This is a genomic window from Burkholderia sp. Ed8 (genome assembly GCF_040761425.1).
Taxonomy (GTDB): domain Bacteria; phylum Pseudomonadota; class Gammaproteobacteria; order Burkholderiales; family Burkholderiaceae; genus Burkholderia; species Burkholderia seminalis.
The window spans coordinates 2,633,471-2,649,095 of the sequence record NZ_CP142886.1 but is presented as its reverse complement, the minus strand read 5'-3'; the positions used below and the strand labels follow the sequence as shown (position 1 = coordinate 2,649,095).

Sequence of the window (15,625 nt, the reverse complement as noted above, 5' to 3'; positions counted from 1 at the left end):
GCCGGCGAGGCGGGAAGCCCTGCCGGTGGCGGGCTGGATATCCGGGGTCGGAGGATTTATCTGGTCGGAAGCATGCGCGTGCGGAAACACACGCCCAAAACACATCTATATATCGCAAACCTTTGCGTCTGACGAAATGGCGGCGCCCCGAAGGCGCCGCCTGGTCATTCGTCGGAACGCCGGCGCGCGGGCGACGGGACTGCCGCGCGCCGCCATCCCGCATCAGGTTGTTGCGGCGCGCACCGCGTCGGCGATCGTCTCCGCATGGCGCACCGCGTCGGCCGCCTGCTGCGCCTCGACCATCACGCGCAGCACGGGCTCGGTGCCCGATGCGCGGATCAGCACGCGGCCGCGGCCGGCGAGCGCGGCCTCCGCCGCGTCGATCGCCGCGCGAATCGATGCGCTGCCCTTCCAGTCGGCACCCGGCTTCATCCGCACGTTGATCAGCTTCTGCGGGAACAGCGTGACGCCGTCGAGCATCTGCGCGAGCGTACGGCCGCCGCGCTTCAGCGCGGCCAGCACGAGCAGCGCCGACACGATGCCGTCGCCGGTCGAATGCCGGTCGAGCGACAGGATGTGGCCCGACCCTTCCGCGCCGAGCTGCCAGCCGTGTTCGCGCAACTGCTCGAGCACGTAGCGGTCGCCGACCGCCGCGCGGACGAACTTCACACCCTCGCGTTGCAACGCGACTTCGACCGCGAGGTTCGTCATCAGCGTGCCGACCGCGCCGTCGACCTTGCCGTCCGTCGCGATCCGGTCCTTCACGAGCACGTAGAGAAGTTCGTCGCCGTTGTACAGGCGACCGGTCGAATCGACGACCTGCAGGCGGTCCGCATCGCCGTCAAGCGCAATGCCGAGATCGGCGTGGTTCGCCCGCACCGCGCGCACGAGCGCGTCCGGCGCGGTCGCACCGACGCCGTCGTTGATGTTGAAGCCGTTCGGCGCGACGCCGATCGGGATCACGTCCGCGCCAAGCTCGTGGAATACGTGCGGCGCGATCTGGTAGGCGGCGCCGTGCGCGCAATCGATCACGAGCTTCAGCCCGCGCAGGTCGAACGCGGCCGGGAACGTGCTCTTGCAGAACTCGATGTAGCGGCCTGCCGCGTCGTCGAGGCGGCGCGCCTTGCCGAGGCCGTCGGACGACGCGCACTCGAGCGGCTTGTCGAGCCACGCTTCGATCGCGGCTTCCGTGTCGTCGGGCAGCTTGTTGCCGTCAGCCGAGAAAAACTTGATCCCGTTGTCGTGATACGGGTTGTGCGATGCACTGATCACGACACCGGCCGACAGGCGCAGCGCGCGCGTCAGGTACGCGACGCCCGGCGTCGGCATCGGGCCGGCCAGCATCACGTCGACGCCCGCCGCCGAGAAGCCGGCCTCGAGTGCGGCCTCGAGCATGTAGCCCGACACGCGGGTGTCCTTGCCGATCAGCACGGTCGGACGCGCGCCCGCCGCGACGTCGGCCGAACCGGCCAGCACCTTGCCCGCCGCATAACCGAGACGCAACACGAAATCCGGTGTGATGGGTGCCTCGCCCACCGTGCCGCGAATGCCGTCCGTGCCGAAATATCGACGTCCCATGGGATCCTTTCTCCTTCGTCTTTTGACTTATCGTTGCCGCGCGGCTTCGCGCACGGCATTCCACACTTTCAACGCATCGACCGTCGCCGCGACGTCGTGCACGCGCACGATCGCGGCACCGCGCCCGACCGCGCACAACGCGGCGGCCACGCTCGCCGCGACGCGCTCCATCGGCGGCTTGCCGCCGATCACCGCGCCGAGCATCGACTTGCGCGACATGCCCGCGAGTATCGGATATGCCCGCCCGTCGGGCCGCAGGGGCGCCGTGTCCGGCAACGCGGCCAGCAGCGCATAGTTGTCGTCGACGACCGCCTTGCCGAACCCGAAACCGGGATCGACGCAGATCCGCTCCGGGGCAATGCCCGCGTCGCGCAGCGCCTGCGCACGCACGGCGAGAAAATCGCGCACGTCGGTCACCACATCGCCGTAGTCGGGTTCGCCGACCTGCATCGTCTGCGGCTCGCCGAGCATGTGCATCGCGCACAGTCCGCTGTTGCCCTCGCGCACCGCGTCGATCGCGCCTGGCTGGCGGAACCCCCAGATGTCGTTGATCAGGTCCGCGCCGGCGGCCAGCGCCGCGCGCATCACGGCCGGCTTGTATGTGTCGATCGACAGCGGAACGTTCAGCGGCCGCAGCGCCTCGACGAGCGGAATCACGCGCGCCAGCTCCTCGTCGAGCGGTACGGGCGGTGCGCCAGGGCGCGTCGATTCGCCGCCGATGTCGAGGATATCCGCGCCGTCGGCAATCATCCGCTCGGCCTGGCGCAGCGCATCGTCGCGCGCGAGGAAGCGGCCGCCGTCGGAGAACGAATCGGGCGTGGCGTTGAGGATGCCCATCACGAGCGGGCGCTCGAACGTCAGCTCGAAGCGGCCGCACTGGAGGGGCGCGGGAATGAACGGGGACACAGCGGAATCGGACACGAGCGACTGGCGTGGATGAATGCAAAACGGGCCGGTGTGAAGCCACACCAGCCCGTGAACGGTGCTAAAGCGGAGAGATTACGCCGCCGGCGTAGCCGGCGCCGGTGCGTTGCCGGGCTTGACCTCGGCGCTGCTGCCACCGCCCGACGAATCGCCGCCGACCGCCGCCGAGCTCTTCGGCGAACGCGGCGGACGACCTTCCATGATGTCGTTGATCTGATCGGCGTCGATCGTCTCCCACTCCATCAGGGCGGCCGTCATCGCCTCGACCTTGTCGCGGTTCTCCTCGAGCAGACGGCGCGCAAGGCCGTACTGCTCGTCGAGCACGCGGCGGATTTCCGAGTCGACCTTCTGCTGCGTCGCTTCCGAAATCGTGCGCGTGAAACCGCGGCCGAACGGCGATGCATCGTTTTCGTCGTCGACGTAGACCATCGGCCCGAGCGCGTCGGTCATGCCGAAACGGGCGACCATCGCACGCGCCGTCTGCGTCGCCTTGTTGAAGTCGTCCGATGCGCCGGTGCTGACGAGGTTCATGAACAGCTCTTCCGCCACGCGGCCACCGAACAGGATCGCGAGGCGATCCATCAGGTAGTCCTTCGAGTACGTCTCGTTGTCGTGCTCCGGCAACTGCCACGTGACGCCCAGCGCACGGCCGCGCGGAATGATCGTGACCTTGTGCACGGGGTCGGCCTTCGGCAGCAGCTTCGCGATCACCGCGTGGCCCGACTCGTGATACGCGGTCGCACGCTTCGCTTCCTCGCGGATCACGGCCGACTTGCGCTCCGGACCCATGAAGATCTTGTCCTTCGCGTCCTCGAAGTCCTGCATCTCGACGATGCGCTTGCCGCGGCGGGCGGCGAACAGCGCGGCTTCGTTCACGAGGTTCGCGAGATCGGCGCCGGAGAAGCCCGGCGTGCCGCGTGCGATGACGGCCGCGTCGACGTCGTTCGCGATCGGCACCTTGCGCAGGTGCACGCGCATGATCTGCTCGCGGCCGCGGATGTCCGGCAGGCCGACATAGACCTGGCGGTCGAAACGGCCCGGACGCAGCAGCGCCTTGTCGAGCACGTCGGAACGGTTGGTCGCGGCGATCACGATCACGCCGGAGTTCGCCTCGAAGCCGTCCATCTCGACGAGCATCTGGTTCAGCGTCTGTTCGCGCTCGTCGTTGCCGCCGCCCATGCCGGCGCCGCGATGACGGCCGACCGCGTCGATTTCGTCGATGAACACGATACACGGTGCATGCTTCTTCGCCTGCTCGAACATGTCGCGCACACGGGCCGCACCGACGCCGACGAACATTTCGACGAAGTCCGAACCCGAGATGCTGAAGAACGGCACCTTCGCTTCACCGGCGATCGCGCGGGCCAGCAGCGTCTTGCCGGTACCCGGCGGGCCGACCAGCAGCACGCCGCGCGGAATGCGGCCGCCCAGCTTCTGGAATTTCTGCGGATCGCGCAGGAAGTCGACGAGCTCGGACACTTCTTCCTTCGCTTCGTCGCAGCCCGCGACGTCGGAGAAGTTCACCGCGTTGTTGTTCTCGTCGATCAGCCGCGCACGCGATTTCCCGAACGAGAATGCGCCGCCTTTGCCGCCTCCCTGCATCTGCCTCATCATGTAGAACCAGAACACGATGATCAGGATCGTCGGCCCGAGGTAGTACAGCGCGGACATCAGCGCGTTCGGCTCGTCGTCGGCCTTGCCGCTGACCTGCACGCCGTACTTCATCAGATCGCCGACCATCCAGATGTCGCCGGGCGACACGATCTGGTATTTCTGGCCATCAGCCGGAGTGACGGTGAGGTTGCGCCCCTGAACGATGACGTTCTTGACCTTGCCGTTCTTGGCGTCGTCCATGAACTGCGAATAGGACACGCCTTCCTGGACGCGGGGCTTGTCGAACTGCTTGAACACCGTAAACAGCACCAGTGCGATCACCAGCCACACCGCTGCCTTCGAAAACATATTGTTGTTCAAAGCACCACTCCTTCACTCGTAGACGAGCGCCTACATTTTCCTTGCGGCGCCCCTCGGTCATTCTAATCCAGTCCGACCACCCCCGCCATAAGCATTGACAACCGCCGCGATAGCGCTTCGCTTGTCTGGCAAGGGCCGGAGCCCGTTTGCGGTATCCCGCTCCGCGTCACCGCGGATGCTTCAGATGCCGACCCAAAATGAACGTTTCGGACGATTTGTCGCGGGACGCCTTCGGCTTGCGCGGCGCGACGGTCTTAAACTGCTGTTTGAATTTCTCGACGATCTGGCTGTAGCCGCTGCCGTGAAAGCACTTCACGAGCAGCGCACCGTCCGGCTTCAGATGATTCTGCGCGAATTCGAGCGCCAGATCGCAGAGATGCTCGATGCGCGCCGCGTCTGCCGAGGCCACGCCGGAGAGGTTGGGGGCCATGTCGGAAATAACAAGGTCCACCGCGCGCCCTTCGAGCACTTCCTCGAGCTGGTGAAGGACATCGTCCTCGCGGAAGTCGCCCTGGAGAAAGTGGACGTCGGCGATCGGCTCCATCGGCAGGATGTCGAGCGCCACGATCGTGCCGTCAATGCCGCCTTCGCGCTCCGCGTCACGCTTCTTGCCCTGCGCGAGCTTGTTGCGGGCATACTGGCTCCAGCTGCCCGGCGTCGCGCCGAGGTCGACGATCACCTGGCCCGGACGGATCAGCTTGTCCTGCTCGTCGATTTCCTTCAGCTTGTACGCGGCGCGCGCGCGATAGCCCTCCCGCTGCGCCATTTTGACGTACGGGTCGTTGATGTGGTCGTGCAGCCAGTGCTGGTTGAAGCGGTTTTTTGCCATTCGAGAGAGAGATTGCTGCCAATTGCTTCGTGAAGCCGCGCTTTTAGCGGATAATACGCGTCTTCTTCGCGCGGCTGCGGCCCCTTTTCAGGCCCAAGCCGCGATTTTACGTGGTTTCGGCGCACGGCTGACGCGGTAACTTCCCGCGATCGCCATTCAGTCAGCGCGCCCTTATTTAGATTTCGACATTCCCATGCCCGCCCTTTCGCTTTCTCCCGCCGAGCGCTCCGCGCTGCGCTCCCAGGCCCATGCGCTCAAGCCCGTCGTGCTGATCGGCGCCGAAGGGCTGACCGACGCCGTGCTGAAGGAAATCAAGGTGCACCTCAACGCGCACCAGCTGATCAAGATCCGCGTGTTCGGCGACGAACGCGACGAGCGCATCGCGATCTACGACGAGATCTGCGACCGCCTGAGCGCCGCGCCGATCCAGCACATCGGCAAGCTGCTGGTGATCTGGAAGCCCGAAGCCGCCGCGGCGGCCCCGGCCCGCGGCCGTCGTGCCGGCACGCTGCCGAGCGCGGCCGAAGCCGCCGACGACAGGAAAGGCCGCGCACCGCGCACCGTCAAGGTCGTCAAGGTGTCGCCGAACGCGAGCCCCGTGCGTCGCCCGAAGCCGACGAAGGTCGTCGTGCGCGGCAACGAGCGCGTGACGGCCGGCGGCAACGTGAAGCGGGCGAAAAAGCGCCAGGCCAGCACCAAGCGGCCGTTCCAGGACAAGTAATCACGCATGCGGCACGGGGCATCCCGTGCCGCGCAGCCCGCGCGGCGCTCAGGCGTCGCGTGCCGGCAGACGCCAGATCAGCATCAGCCCCAGCACGCTCTCGACGAGGTAGAACACGCTCGAGACGCCGTGCAGCATCCCGAAGCGGCTTGCATACGGCGAATTCGCGATATCGGTGCCCGCCTCAATCGCGGCCACCCGCAGCGCGTTCATGAACGGCTGCAGCGCAAAATACCCGACCAGAACGCACCCGACCATCGCGGCGACGACCCAGCGCACGCGGCGATATTCGCTGCTGCCGCGCCGCACCTGCTGGTTCGACAGCGCGAGCAGCAGCACGCCGCACACGACGCCGAGGATCGCCTCGATACGGAACAGCTGGGCGGCGACCGAACCGGCCGTCATCCGCTCCAGCGTCTTGAACAATACGGGCGCGACCGCATACCCGATCGTCAGCAGGCTGCCGACCCACACGGCCGACAGCAGGCGGAACACGCGATGCGGCATCACGTCGCCCCGCTTCAGATGTAGCTGACCGAGATGATTTCGTACTCGCGCACGCCGCTCGGCGCCTGCACGGCCGCGACGTCGCCTTCGGACTTGCCGATCAGCGCGCGCGCGATCGGCGAGCTGACCGAGATCAGGCCGTGATCGATGTCGGCTTCGTCGTCGCCGACGATCTGGTACTTGACGGTGTCGCCCGATTCGAGATCCTCGAGCTCGACGGTCGACGCGAAGACCACGCGGCCTTCCGCGTCGAGCACGGTGGGATCGATGACCTGCGCGGCCGACAGCTTCGATTCGATTTCCGCGATACGACCCTCGATGAAGCCCTGCTTTTCCTTCGCGGCATCGTATTCGGCGTTTTCGGACAGGTCGCCCTGTGCGCGGGCCTCCGCGATCGCGTTGATCACGGCCGGCCGCTCGACGGACTTGAGGCGCTGCAATTCATCGCGCAGTTGCTCCGCGCCACGCTTTGTCAACGGAATGGTGCTCATAAACGGCTCAATCGCTAAAAACGGCTTTAAAAAAAATCACCGCGATTAAGCGCGTTTCCGATGCACTGGAAACACCGCCTAATCGCGGCACGTGTTGCTTCGACAGGTAACTGACTGCTTAGTTTAGGCGAGCGTGAAGACCTTGTAAATCATAGACTTCCAGATCCTTCAGGTAGCGCAAGCCTTCGACGGCCGCGCGCGCGCCCGACATCGTCGTGTAGTACGTGACCTTGTGCGCCTGCGCGCTCATGCGGATCGAGCGCGAATCGGCGATCGCCTGGCGCGTCTCGTCGACGGTCGTGAACACGAGGGCGATCTCGCCGTTCTTGATCATGTCGACGATGTGCGGACGGCCGTCCTTCACCTTGTTCACGACCTTCACCGGCACGCCGGCCGCTTCGATCGCGGCAGCCGTCCCCTTCGTCGCGACGATCGGGTAGCCGAGGTCGTGCAGCATGCGCGCGACTTCGACGGCCTTCGGTTTATCCGCGTCCATCACGGTCAGCAGCACCGTGCCCGACTCCGGCAGGCGCGAGCCGGCCGCGAGCTGCGACTTGAACAGCGCTTCGCCGAACGTCTGGCCGACGCCCATCACTTCGCCGGTCGAGCGCATTTCAGGCCCGAGGACCGGATCGACGGTCGGGAACTTGACGAACGGGAACACGGCCTCCTTCACGCTGAAGTACGGCGGCTCGACTTCCTTCGTCACGCCCTGCTGCGCGAGCTTCTGGCCGACCATCGCGCGCGCCGCGATCTTCGCGAGCGGCAGGCTGGTCGCCTTCGACACGTACGGCACCGTGCGCGATGCGCGCGGGTTCACTTCCAGCACGTAGATGATGTCCTGCTTCGAACCGTCCGCCTGCGGCACCTGCTGGATCGCGAACTGCACGTTCATCAGGCCGACCACGTTCAGCGCCTTCGCCATCGCGCCCGTCTGGCGCTTCAGCTCGGCCACGGTTTCCTTCGACAGCGAGTACGGCGGCAGCGAGCATGCCGAGTCGCCCGAGTGGACGCCCGCCTGCTCGATGTGCTCCATCACGCCGCCGATGAACACGGCTTCGCCGTCGCAGATGCAGTCGACGTCGCATTCGATCGCGTCGTTCAGGAAGCGGTCGAGCAGCACCGGCGAATCGTTCGACACCTTCACGGCCTCGCGCATGTAGCGCTCGAGGTCGCGCGGCTCGTGGACGATTTCCATCGCGCGGCCGCCCAGCACGTACGACGGGCGCACGACGAGCGGGTAGCCGATTTCGTCCGCGAGCGCGAGCGCTTCGTCTTCGGCGCGCGCGGTGCGGTTCGGCGGCTGGCGCAGGCCGAGGTCCTGCAGCAGCTTCTGGAAGCGCTCGCGGTCTTCGGCCGCGTCGATCATGTCCGGCGACGTGCCGACGATCGGCACGCCGTGCGCCTCGAGGTCGAGCGCGAGCTTCAGCGGCGTCTGGCCGCCGTACTGGACGATCACGCCGACCGGCTTTTCCTTGTCGACGATCTCGAGCACGTCTTCGAGCGTCAGCGGCTCGAAGTACAGGCGGTCGGACGTGTCATAGTCGGTCGACACCGTTTCCGGGTTGCAGTTGACCATGATCGTTTCGTAGCCGTCCTCGCGCATCGCGAGCGCCGCGTGCACGCAGCAGTAGTCGAACTCGATGCCCTGGCCGATCCGGTTCGGGCCGCCGCCCAGCACCATGATCTTCTTGTTGGTGGTCGGCTGCGCCTCGCACTCTTCCTCGTAGGTCGAGTACATGTACGCCGTCTTCGTCGCGAATTCGGCCGCGCAGGTGTCGACGCGCTTGTAGACCGGGCGCACGTTCAGTTCGATACGACGCTTGCGCACGTCTTCCGGCGTCGCGCCGAGCAGCTTCGCGAGGCGGCGGTCGGAGAAGCCGCTCTGCTTCAGGTAGCGCAGCTCGTCGAACGTCAGCGACGCGAGCGTGCGGCCCGACAGCGCTTTTTCCTTCAGGATGATCTGCTCGATCTGCTCGAGGAACCACGGGTCGATCGCGGTTTCCGCGAAGATTTCCTCGGCCGTCATGCCGATGCGGAATGCGTCGCCCACGTACCAGATGCGGTCCGGGCCCGGCTCGTGGATCTCGATCGCGATCTCGTCGCGGTTGGTCGACTTCTCGTCGAGACCGTCGACGCCGACCTCGAGGCCGCGCAGCGCCTTCTGGAACGATTCCTGGAACGTGCGGCCGATCGCCATCACTTCGCCGACCGACTTCATCTGCGTGGTGAGGCGCGAATCGGCTTCACGGAACTTCTCGAACGCGAAACGCGGGATCTTCGTGACGACGTAGTCGATCGTCGGCTCGAACGACGCCGGCGTCTGGCCGCCGGTGATTTCGTTCTTCAGCTCGTCGAGCGTGTAGCCGACCGCCAGCTTCGCGGCGACCTTCGCGATCGGGAAGCCCGTCGCCTTCGATGCGAGCGCCGACGAACGCGACACGCGCGGGTTCATTTCGATGACGACCATGCGGCCGTCCTTCGGGTTGATCGAGAACTGCACGTTCGAGCCGCCGGTGTCGACGCCGATCTCGCGCAGCACCGCGAGCGATGCGTTGCGCAGGATCTGGTATTCCTTGTCGGTGAGCGTCTGCGCCGGCGCGACCGTGATCGAGTCGCCGGTGTGCACGCCCATCGGGTCGAGGTTCTCGATCGAGCAGACGATGATGCAGTTGTCGGCGCGGTCGCGCACGACTTCCATCTCGTATTCCTTCCAGCCGAGCAGCGACTCTTCGATCAGCAGCTCGCGCGTGGGCGACAGGTCGAGACCGCGCTTGCAGATCTCCTCGAACTCCTCGCGGTTGTACGCGATGCCGCCGCCCGAGCCGCCGAGCGTGAACGACGGACGGATCACGACCGGGTAGCCGCTGCCGCCGGTGCCGGCCATGATCTCGGCATGCACCTGGGTCGCCTCTTCCATCGAGTGCGCGATGCCCGACTTCGCGGAGCCGAGACCGATCTTGGTCATCGCTTCCTTGAACTTCTGGCGGTCTTCCGCCTTGTCGATCGCTTCCGGCGACGCGCCGATCAGCTCGACGCCGAACTTCTCGAGCACACCGTGGTGATGCAGGTCGAGCGCGCAGTTCAGCGCGGTCTGGCCGCCCATCGTCGGCAGGATCGCGTCCGGGCGCTCCTTCTCGATGATGCGTGCGACGACTTCCCACGTGATCGGCTCGATGTAGGTCACGTCGGCCGTATTCGGGTCGGTCATGATCGTCGCCGGGTTGCTGTTGACGAGAATGACCTTGTAGCCCTCCTCACGCAACGCCTTGCAAGCCTGCGCGCCCGAGTAGTCGAACTCGCACGCCTGGCCGATGATGATCGGGCCGGCGCCGATGATGAGGATGCTCTTGATGTCTGTGCGTTTTGGCATGGCTTGTGAATTCAATAAGTAATCGTTGTCGTGGGTCGGCCGGCAGCGCTCAGCTCATGGTCGCGAGCGCAAGCTTCACCGAGAAACCGATGAACAGGCCGCCCACGCTGCTCGCCGCGCCTGCCGCAAGCTTGCGGCGGCGGCGGAAATGCTCGGCGAGCCGCGCGCCCGCGAAGATCAGCGTGCTCAGGTACAGGAAGCTCGCGCATTGCGCGATCGCCCCGAGCACGACGAACGACAGCGCGGGATGCGGAAATGCCGGGTCGACGAACTGGATGAAGAACGAGATGAAGAACAGGATCGCCTTCGGATTCAGCAGGCTCACGATCAGCGCTTTCCGGAAGGGCCGCTCGCCGTCAACCGCCTGCGGCGCATCGACCGGTGCGTCGCCGCGCGCGCGCAGCTTGCGCCACGCGCTGCGCAGCATCCCGGTGCCGATGTACAGCAGATACGCGGCGCCGCCGTACTTGACGACTGAGAACAGCAGCGGGTTCGCCTTCAGCAGCGACGCGACGCCCGCGGCGGACAGCACCATCAGCACCGTATCGCCGACGAACACGCCGCAGGCCGCGCGGTAGCCGGCCTTCACGCCGCGCTGCGCCGCCAGCGACAGCACGTACATCGAGTTCGGTCCCGGCAGCAGGATGATGAAGATCACGCCGAACACGTAGGTCCAGATATCCGTGATGCCGAGTGCGTGGCCGAACATGATGTGAATCTCCCGTCCTTCGGTTGCGTCAGTGACTTAGGCGTTGCGCTGTTTCGCCGCGTCCATCAGCGCGGTGAAACGGTCGAACAGGTAGCCGATGTCGTGCGGGCCGGGCGACGCTTCCGGGTGGCCCTGGAAGCAGAATGCCGGCTTGTCGGTCAGCTCGAAGCCCTGCAGCGTGCCGTCGAACAGCGACACGTGCGTCACGCGCGCATTGGCCGGCAGCGAATCGGCGTCGACCGCGAAGCCGTGGTTCTGCGACGTGATCACGACACGGCCGTCGCCGAGATCCTTCACCGGATGGTTCGCGCCGTGGTGGCCCGTCTTCATCTTCAGCGTCTTCGCGCCGACCGCGAGGCCCATGATCTGGTGGCCCAGGCAGATGCCGAAGGTCGGCACCCCGCGCGCGATGAATTCCTTCGTGGCCGCGATCGCGTAATCGCAGGGCTCCGGATCGCCGGGGCCGTTCGACAGGAAGATGCCGTCCGGATTCAGCGCGAGCGCATCGGCCGCGCTCGCCTGCGCCGGCAGCACCGTCACGTGGCAGCCGCGCTCCGCGAGCATGCGCAGGATGTTGTACTTGACGCCGAAATCGTACGCGACGACGCGATACTTCGGCGCTTCCTGCATGCCGTAGCCGCCTTCGAGGCGCCATTCGGTCTGCTTCCACTCGAACGGCTTCGTGGTCGACACGACCTTCGCGAGGTCCATGCCCGCGAGGCCCGGGAACGAGCGCGCGAGTTCGATCGCCTTCGCTGCGTCGTCCGAGCCGGTCAGGATGCAGCCGTTCTGCGCGCCCTTGTCGCGCAGGATGCGGGTCAGCTTGCGGGTGTCGATGCCGGCGATCGCGACGACGCCTTCGTCGCGCAGGTAGTCGCCGAGCGTGCGGTCCATGCGGAAATTCGACGCGAGTGTGGGCAGATCACGGATGATCAGGCCGGCGGCATGGACTTTCGTGGCTTCGACGTCTTCGGCGTTGACGCCGACGTTGCCGATATGCGGGTAGGTGAGCGTGACGATCTGGCGCGAGTAGCTCGGGTCAGTCAGGATTTCCTGATAGCCGGTGATCGCGGTATTGAACACGACTTCGCCGATCGTGTGGCCTTCGGCCCCGATCGAATAACCACGAAAGACCGTGCCGTCGGCGAGTGCAAGCAAGGCGGGAGAAAAAGACGGCAACACGGGAGGCTCCTTGGGGAACACCCTGCTGCCGACCTGTTTACCCTGCCGCGCGAGCGCCGCGCTGCGTGGGCGCGCGTGGTCGCTTGCTGGACGCGGCCTGCGTTGTCGAGTCGCGAACCCGGCGCGTGGCGCACGAGGCTTCGCGGCATCGCCCGGCAGGCGGCGTGCGGCGGATGAACGGGATGAAAGAGGTAGGCGCTAGGGTGCGAGGTTGATCAGCACAAACTTTCAAATTATAGCCTGAAAATGGCCCTATCTTCAATGGATATGGCCGTCCGATCGTACGCGCGCCGCGCCCTGCCGCACGGCGCGGCGCGCTGCGGCCCCGTTTCCAGGACCGCCCTACCCGCCAGCGTACCGCCGGATCAGTGCGCTTGGCCAGCGCCGCGCGCGGGCCACACGTACCAGGCCGCACTCGCGAGCTGCAGCGCGAGCAACACGCCCCACGCGGTGAAGTGCGCGGCCGCCGGATAACGGCCGTCGACCGCCGGCCAGTGCGACAGCACCGCGCCGACGCCGATCTGGAACGCGAAGATCAGCAGGAAGATCACGAGCGTGAGCGTCGTGTTCGCGCGACCGATCAGATGCGCGGGAAAGTGTCCGGCCATCACCGCGTAGGTCAGGATGCCGACGCCGCCGAACATCCCGTATGCCGCCCACAGCGCGGCCGGCGGCAGCGGCACGCGCGCGACGATCGCCAGTTGCGTCGCGACGAACAGCGCCATGCCGACGCCGCAGAACGCGTAGACCGACACGCCGCGCCGCTCGAGCACGCGCGCGGCCGCGCCGAAGCCGACGCAGCCGGCCATCATCGCGAAGCCGAGCACCGACACGAGGCGCGCGGCATGCGCCGCATCGAAACCGGCGACATCGCGCAGATACGGCCCGACCCACAGCGACTGCATCGCGTAGAACACGCCCTGCGTGACGACGGAGAATGACGAGATCTTCCAGAACGCACGGCTGCTCAGGATGTGCCACGTGCCCTTGAACTGGCTGACGAGGCCGCCCTGGTGGCGCGCCTGCTTCGCCTCGGGCGCACCGAAGCCGATCGACGCCGCGACGGCCACCGTCAGCACCGCGAGGCCAAAACAGATCGCGCGCCAGCTCATCCAGCCGAGCAGCCAGGTCAGCGGCGAGCCGACCATCACGCCGCCAAGGCCGCCCACGGCCATCACGAGGCCGTTGACGAGCGGCAGCCGGCCGACGGGGAAATGCTGCGCGAGTGCCTTGAACGCCGCGCCGAGACATACCGATACGCCGACGCCGATCAGCAGCCGGCCGACCATCATCGTGCCGAGGCCGTGCGCGGCGCCGAACACGGCCGCACCGGCCGCCGCGAACAGCAGCATGCCGGCCGTCACGCGACGCGGGCCGAAGTGGTCGAGCATCACGCCGGCCGGAATCTGCGCGCCCGCGAAGCCGAGGAAATAGAGGCTGGTCAGCAGGCCGAGGTCGGCGGCCGACAGCCCGAGCTCGTGCGTGACGAACGGCGCGAAGCCCAGATTGACGCCGCGAAACACGTACGACACGAAATACCCGACCGAAAACAGCGCGAGCACCCTCACCTGCACCGACGACATCACTTCCCCTCGTTATATGAAGACATCCGAAACGGCGCCCTCGCACCGCGCACAAACGAAAACGCCGTCACCTCGGTGACGGCGTTTCGTCGCATTTCGTCGGATGATAGCGCAATCGCGCGAACCCGACCGGCCGCCCGCTGCGCGGGGCAGCCGCGTTACTTCTTCTTGCCCTTGTGTGCCGCGGCCTTGGCCGGCGCGGCCTTCGCGGGCGCCGCCTTCGCCGACCTGGCGGCCGGCTTTGCCGCACCGCGCTTCGCGCCGTGCGACTTGCCGCCCACCGCGAGGCTTGCACGCTCGATGTGCGCCCCGGCGGACGACGTCGCGATCCGCTCCGGGCCGGGTTCCGCCGGCACCGAACGGCCGACCGGCACGTGCAGCACGAGCGCCTGGCCCGGCATCGCGAGATCGCGGTGCGTGCGGTTCCACGCCTTCAACTGACCGACCGACACGCCGTAGCGGCCGGCGATCGCCGCCATCGACTGCTTGCGGCGCACGCGGATCAGCATCTTGCGCGTGTCGGGTACGTCCGGTTCCATCGCGAGCGCGCCGTTTTCGGCGACGTCGGCGCTGATGTCCTCGTCATCGTCGTCGCCGCGCGGCACGACGATCGTCGAGCCCGGCTTCAGGCGCATGCCGGCCGGAATCTTGTTGACCGACATCAGCGTATCGGCGTCCACGCCGATCTTCTCGGCGATCGCGGCCGGGCGCGCGCGCTCGCTCACCGTATAGGTGGTCCACGTCGACAGCTGGCCGTTGTAGGTCTTCAGGTTCTTCTCGAACGCCGACGCGTTGTCGAACGGCAGCAGGATCTGCGGCTCGGTCGCTCCGAGGATCACCGGCTTCGAGAACGACGGGTTCAGCGAGCGGAACTCGTCGAGCGACAGGTTCGCGAGCTTCGCGGCAACCGCGACGTCGATGTCGCGCGCGGTCGTGACCGTCACGAAATACGGGTGGTTCGGGATGTCCGGCAGCGTCAGGCCATACTGCTGCGGGCTCGCGATGATGTTCTTCACCGCCTGCAGCTTCGGCACGTAGTTGCGCGTCTCGTTCGGCATCCGCAGGTTCTGGTAGTCGGTCGGCAGGCCGGCGGCCTGGTTGCGCGCGATCGCGCGCTGCACGTTGCCCTCGCCCCAGTTGTACGCGGCCAGCGCCAGATACCAGTCGCCGAACATGTCATGCAGGCGCGACAGGTAGTCGAGCGCGGCGCTCGTCGACGCGAGCACGTCGCGGCGCTCGTCCTGCCACATGTTGCGCTTCAGGTTGTACGTGCGGCCCGTGCCGGGCATGAACTGCCACATGCCGGCCGCCTTCGCGACCGACAGCGCCTGCGGGTTGTACGCGGACTCGATGAACGGCAGCAGCGCGAGCTCGGTCGGCATGTGACGCGCCTCGAGCTCCTCGACGATGTGATACAGGTACTTCTGCGAGCGCTCGGTCATGCGCTGCACGTAATCCGGACGCTGCGTGTACCAGGTCGTCTGCATGTCGACGAGGTCGCTCTGCAGGTCGGGCATCTGGAAGCCGCGGCGGATGCGCCCCCACAGATCGGAGTCGGCACTGGTCAGGTCGCCGACGGATTGCTTGTCGACGTCGACAGTTTCTTTGGCGGTGGCTGATTTACGGAGGTAGTTGGACGTCGCCTGCGAATCGGCGGCGTTGTTGGCGACAGGCGCCTGGCTCGCACAAGCGGCGAGTAGCAGGACCACCATCGCACTCAATATAAGTCGCATGAAAATCTCGGCTTCCGACGG

General features: G+C 66.5%; 12 protein-coding genes. 1 reads left to right on the top strand and 11 read right to left on the bottom strand.

The features are described from left to right. Positions 1–222 precede the first annotated feature (222 nt). The 4 genes from glmM to VXM69_RS26090 form a co-directional block, all read right to left on the bottom strand. Entirely contained in the window at positions 223–1,578 is a 1,356-nt protein-coding gene (gene glmM, locus VXM69_RS26105) for a phosphoglucosamine mutase (protein ID WP_034186658.1), read from the bottom strand. Positions 1,579–1,605: 27 nt separating this feature from the next. Beyond that, a complete protein-coding gene (gene folP, locus VXM69_RS26100) occupies positions 1,606–2,547 on the bottom strand; it encodes a dihydropteroate synthase (protein WP_051700904.1) in 942 nt (313 codons plus the stop codon). Positions 2,548–2,577: 30 nt separating this feature from the next. Beyond that, on the bottom strand, positions 2,578–4,476 hold the full coding sequence (gene ftsH / locus VXM69_RS26095; protein ID WP_034186656.1) for an ATP-dependent zinc metalloprotease FtsH: 1,899 nt from the start codon (positions 4,474–4,476) through the stop codon (positions 2,578–2,580). Between the two features lie 166 nt (positions 4,477–4,642). After that, entirely contained in the window at positions 4,643–5,305 is a 663-nt protein-coding gene (locus VXM69_RS26090) for an RlmE family RNA methyltransferase (protein ID WP_034186655.1), read from the bottom strand. A gap of 193 nt (positions 5,306–5,498) precedes the next feature. Here VXM69_RS26090 and VXM69_RS26085 point away from each other — a divergent pair, with 193 nt between their 5' ends. Continuing rightward, complete coding sequence (locus tag VXM69_RS26085) at positions 5,499–6,026, top strand: YhbY family RNA-binding protein (RefSeq protein WP_034186654.1); 528 nt, start codon at positions 5,499–5,501, stop codon at positions 6,024–6,026. A gap of 48 nt (positions 6,027–6,074) precedes the next feature. Here VXM69_RS26085 and VXM69_RS26080 read toward each other — a convergent pair whose 3' ends face one another. The 7 genes from VXM69_RS26080 to VXM69_RS26050 form a co-directional block, all read right to left on the bottom strand. Further along, the gene (locus tag VXM69_RS26080) at positions 6,075–6,533 is read right to left on the bottom strand and encodes a DUF4149 domain-containing protein (protein ID WP_367190208.1); all 459 of its coding nucleotides are present in this window, start codon (positions 6,531–6,533) and stop codon (positions 6,075–6,077) included. A 14-nt stretch (positions 6,534–6,547) separates the two neighbouring features. Continuing rightward, positions 6,548–7,024: a transcription elongation factor GreA gene (gene greA, locus VXM69_RS26075; RefSeq protein WP_021163362.1), complete on the bottom strand. Its 477-nt coding sequence runs from the start codon at positions 7,022–7,024 to the stop codon at positions 6,548–6,550. 118 nt (positions 7,025–7,142) lie between these two features. Then, positions 7,143–10,397, bottom strand: coding sequence for a carbamoyl-phosphate synthase large subunit (gene carB, locus VXM69_RS26070; protein ID WP_200087379.1), 3,255 nt, complete (start codon positions 10,395–10,397; stop codon positions 7,143–7,145). 49 nt (positions 10,398–10,446) lie between these two features. After that, on the bottom strand, positions 10,447–11,106 hold the full coding sequence (gene leuE, locus VXM69_RS26065; protein ID WP_034186651.1) for a leucine efflux protein LeuE: 660 nt from the start codon (positions 11,104–11,106) through the stop codon (positions 10,447–10,449). A 36-nt stretch (positions 11,107–11,142) separates the two neighbouring features. Further along, the gene (carA, locus tag VXM69_RS26060; RefSeq protein WP_049033901.1) at positions 11,143–12,288 is read right to left on the bottom strand and encodes a glutamine-hydrolyzing carbamoyl-phosphate synthase small subunit; all 1,146 of its coding nucleotides are present in this window, start codon (positions 12,286–12,288) and stop codon (positions 11,143–11,145) included. Between the two features lie 365 nt (positions 12,289–12,653). Further along, positions 12,654–13,871 carry a nitrate/nitrite transporter gene (locus tag VXM69_RS26055; protein ID WP_124609553.1) on the bottom strand — a complete coding sequence of 406 codons (1,218 nt, stop codon included), beginning with the start codon at positions 13,869–13,871 and terminating at the stop codon, positions 12,654–12,656. 158 nt (positions 13,872–14,029) lie between these two features. Continuing rightward, on the bottom strand, positions 14,030–15,604 hold the full coding sequence (locus VXM69_RS26050; protein WP_034186648.1) for a transglycosylase SLT domain-containing protein: 1,575 nt from the start codon (positions 15,602–15,604) through the stop codon (positions 14,030–14,032). Between the last annotated feature and the right edge of the window lie 21 nt (positions 15,605–15,625).

Coding starts and splice junctions, on each gene's coding strand:
- VXM69_RS26055 (WP_124609553.1), bottom strand. CDS start 13,871: ATGTCGTCGGTGCAGGTGAGGGTGCTCGCGCTGTTTTCGGTCGGGTAT.
- VXM69_RS26080 (WP_367190208.1), bottom strand. CDS start 6,533: ATGCCGCATCGCGTGTTCCGCCTGCTGTCGGCCGTGTGGGTCGGCAGC.
- leuE (WP_034186651.1), bottom strand. CDS start 11,106: ATGTTCGGCCACGCACTCGGCATCACGGATATCTGGACCTACGTGTTC.
- greA (WP_021163362.1), bottom strand. CDS start 7,024: ATGAGCACCATTCCGTTGACAAAGCGTGGCGCGGAGCAACTGCGCGAT.
- VXM69_RS26090 (WP_034186655.1), bottom strand. CDS start 5,305: ATGGCAAAAAACCGCTTCAACCAGCACTGGCTGCACGACCACATCAAC.
- carB (WP_200087379.1), bottom strand. CDS start 10,397: ATGCCAAAACGCACAGACATCAAGAGCATCCTCATCATCGGCGCCGGC.
- VXM69_RS26050 (WP_034186648.1), bottom strand. CDS start 15,604: ATGCGACTTATATTGAGTGCGATGGTGGTCCTGCTACTCGCCGCTTGT.
- glmM (WP_034186658.1), bottom strand. CDS start 1,578: ATGGGACGTCGATATTTCGGCACGGACGGCATTCGCGGCACGGTGGGC.
- VXM69_RS26085 (WP_034186654.1), top strand. CDS start 5,499: ATGCCCGCCCTTTCGCTTTCTCCCGCCGAGCGCTCCGCGCTGCGCTCC.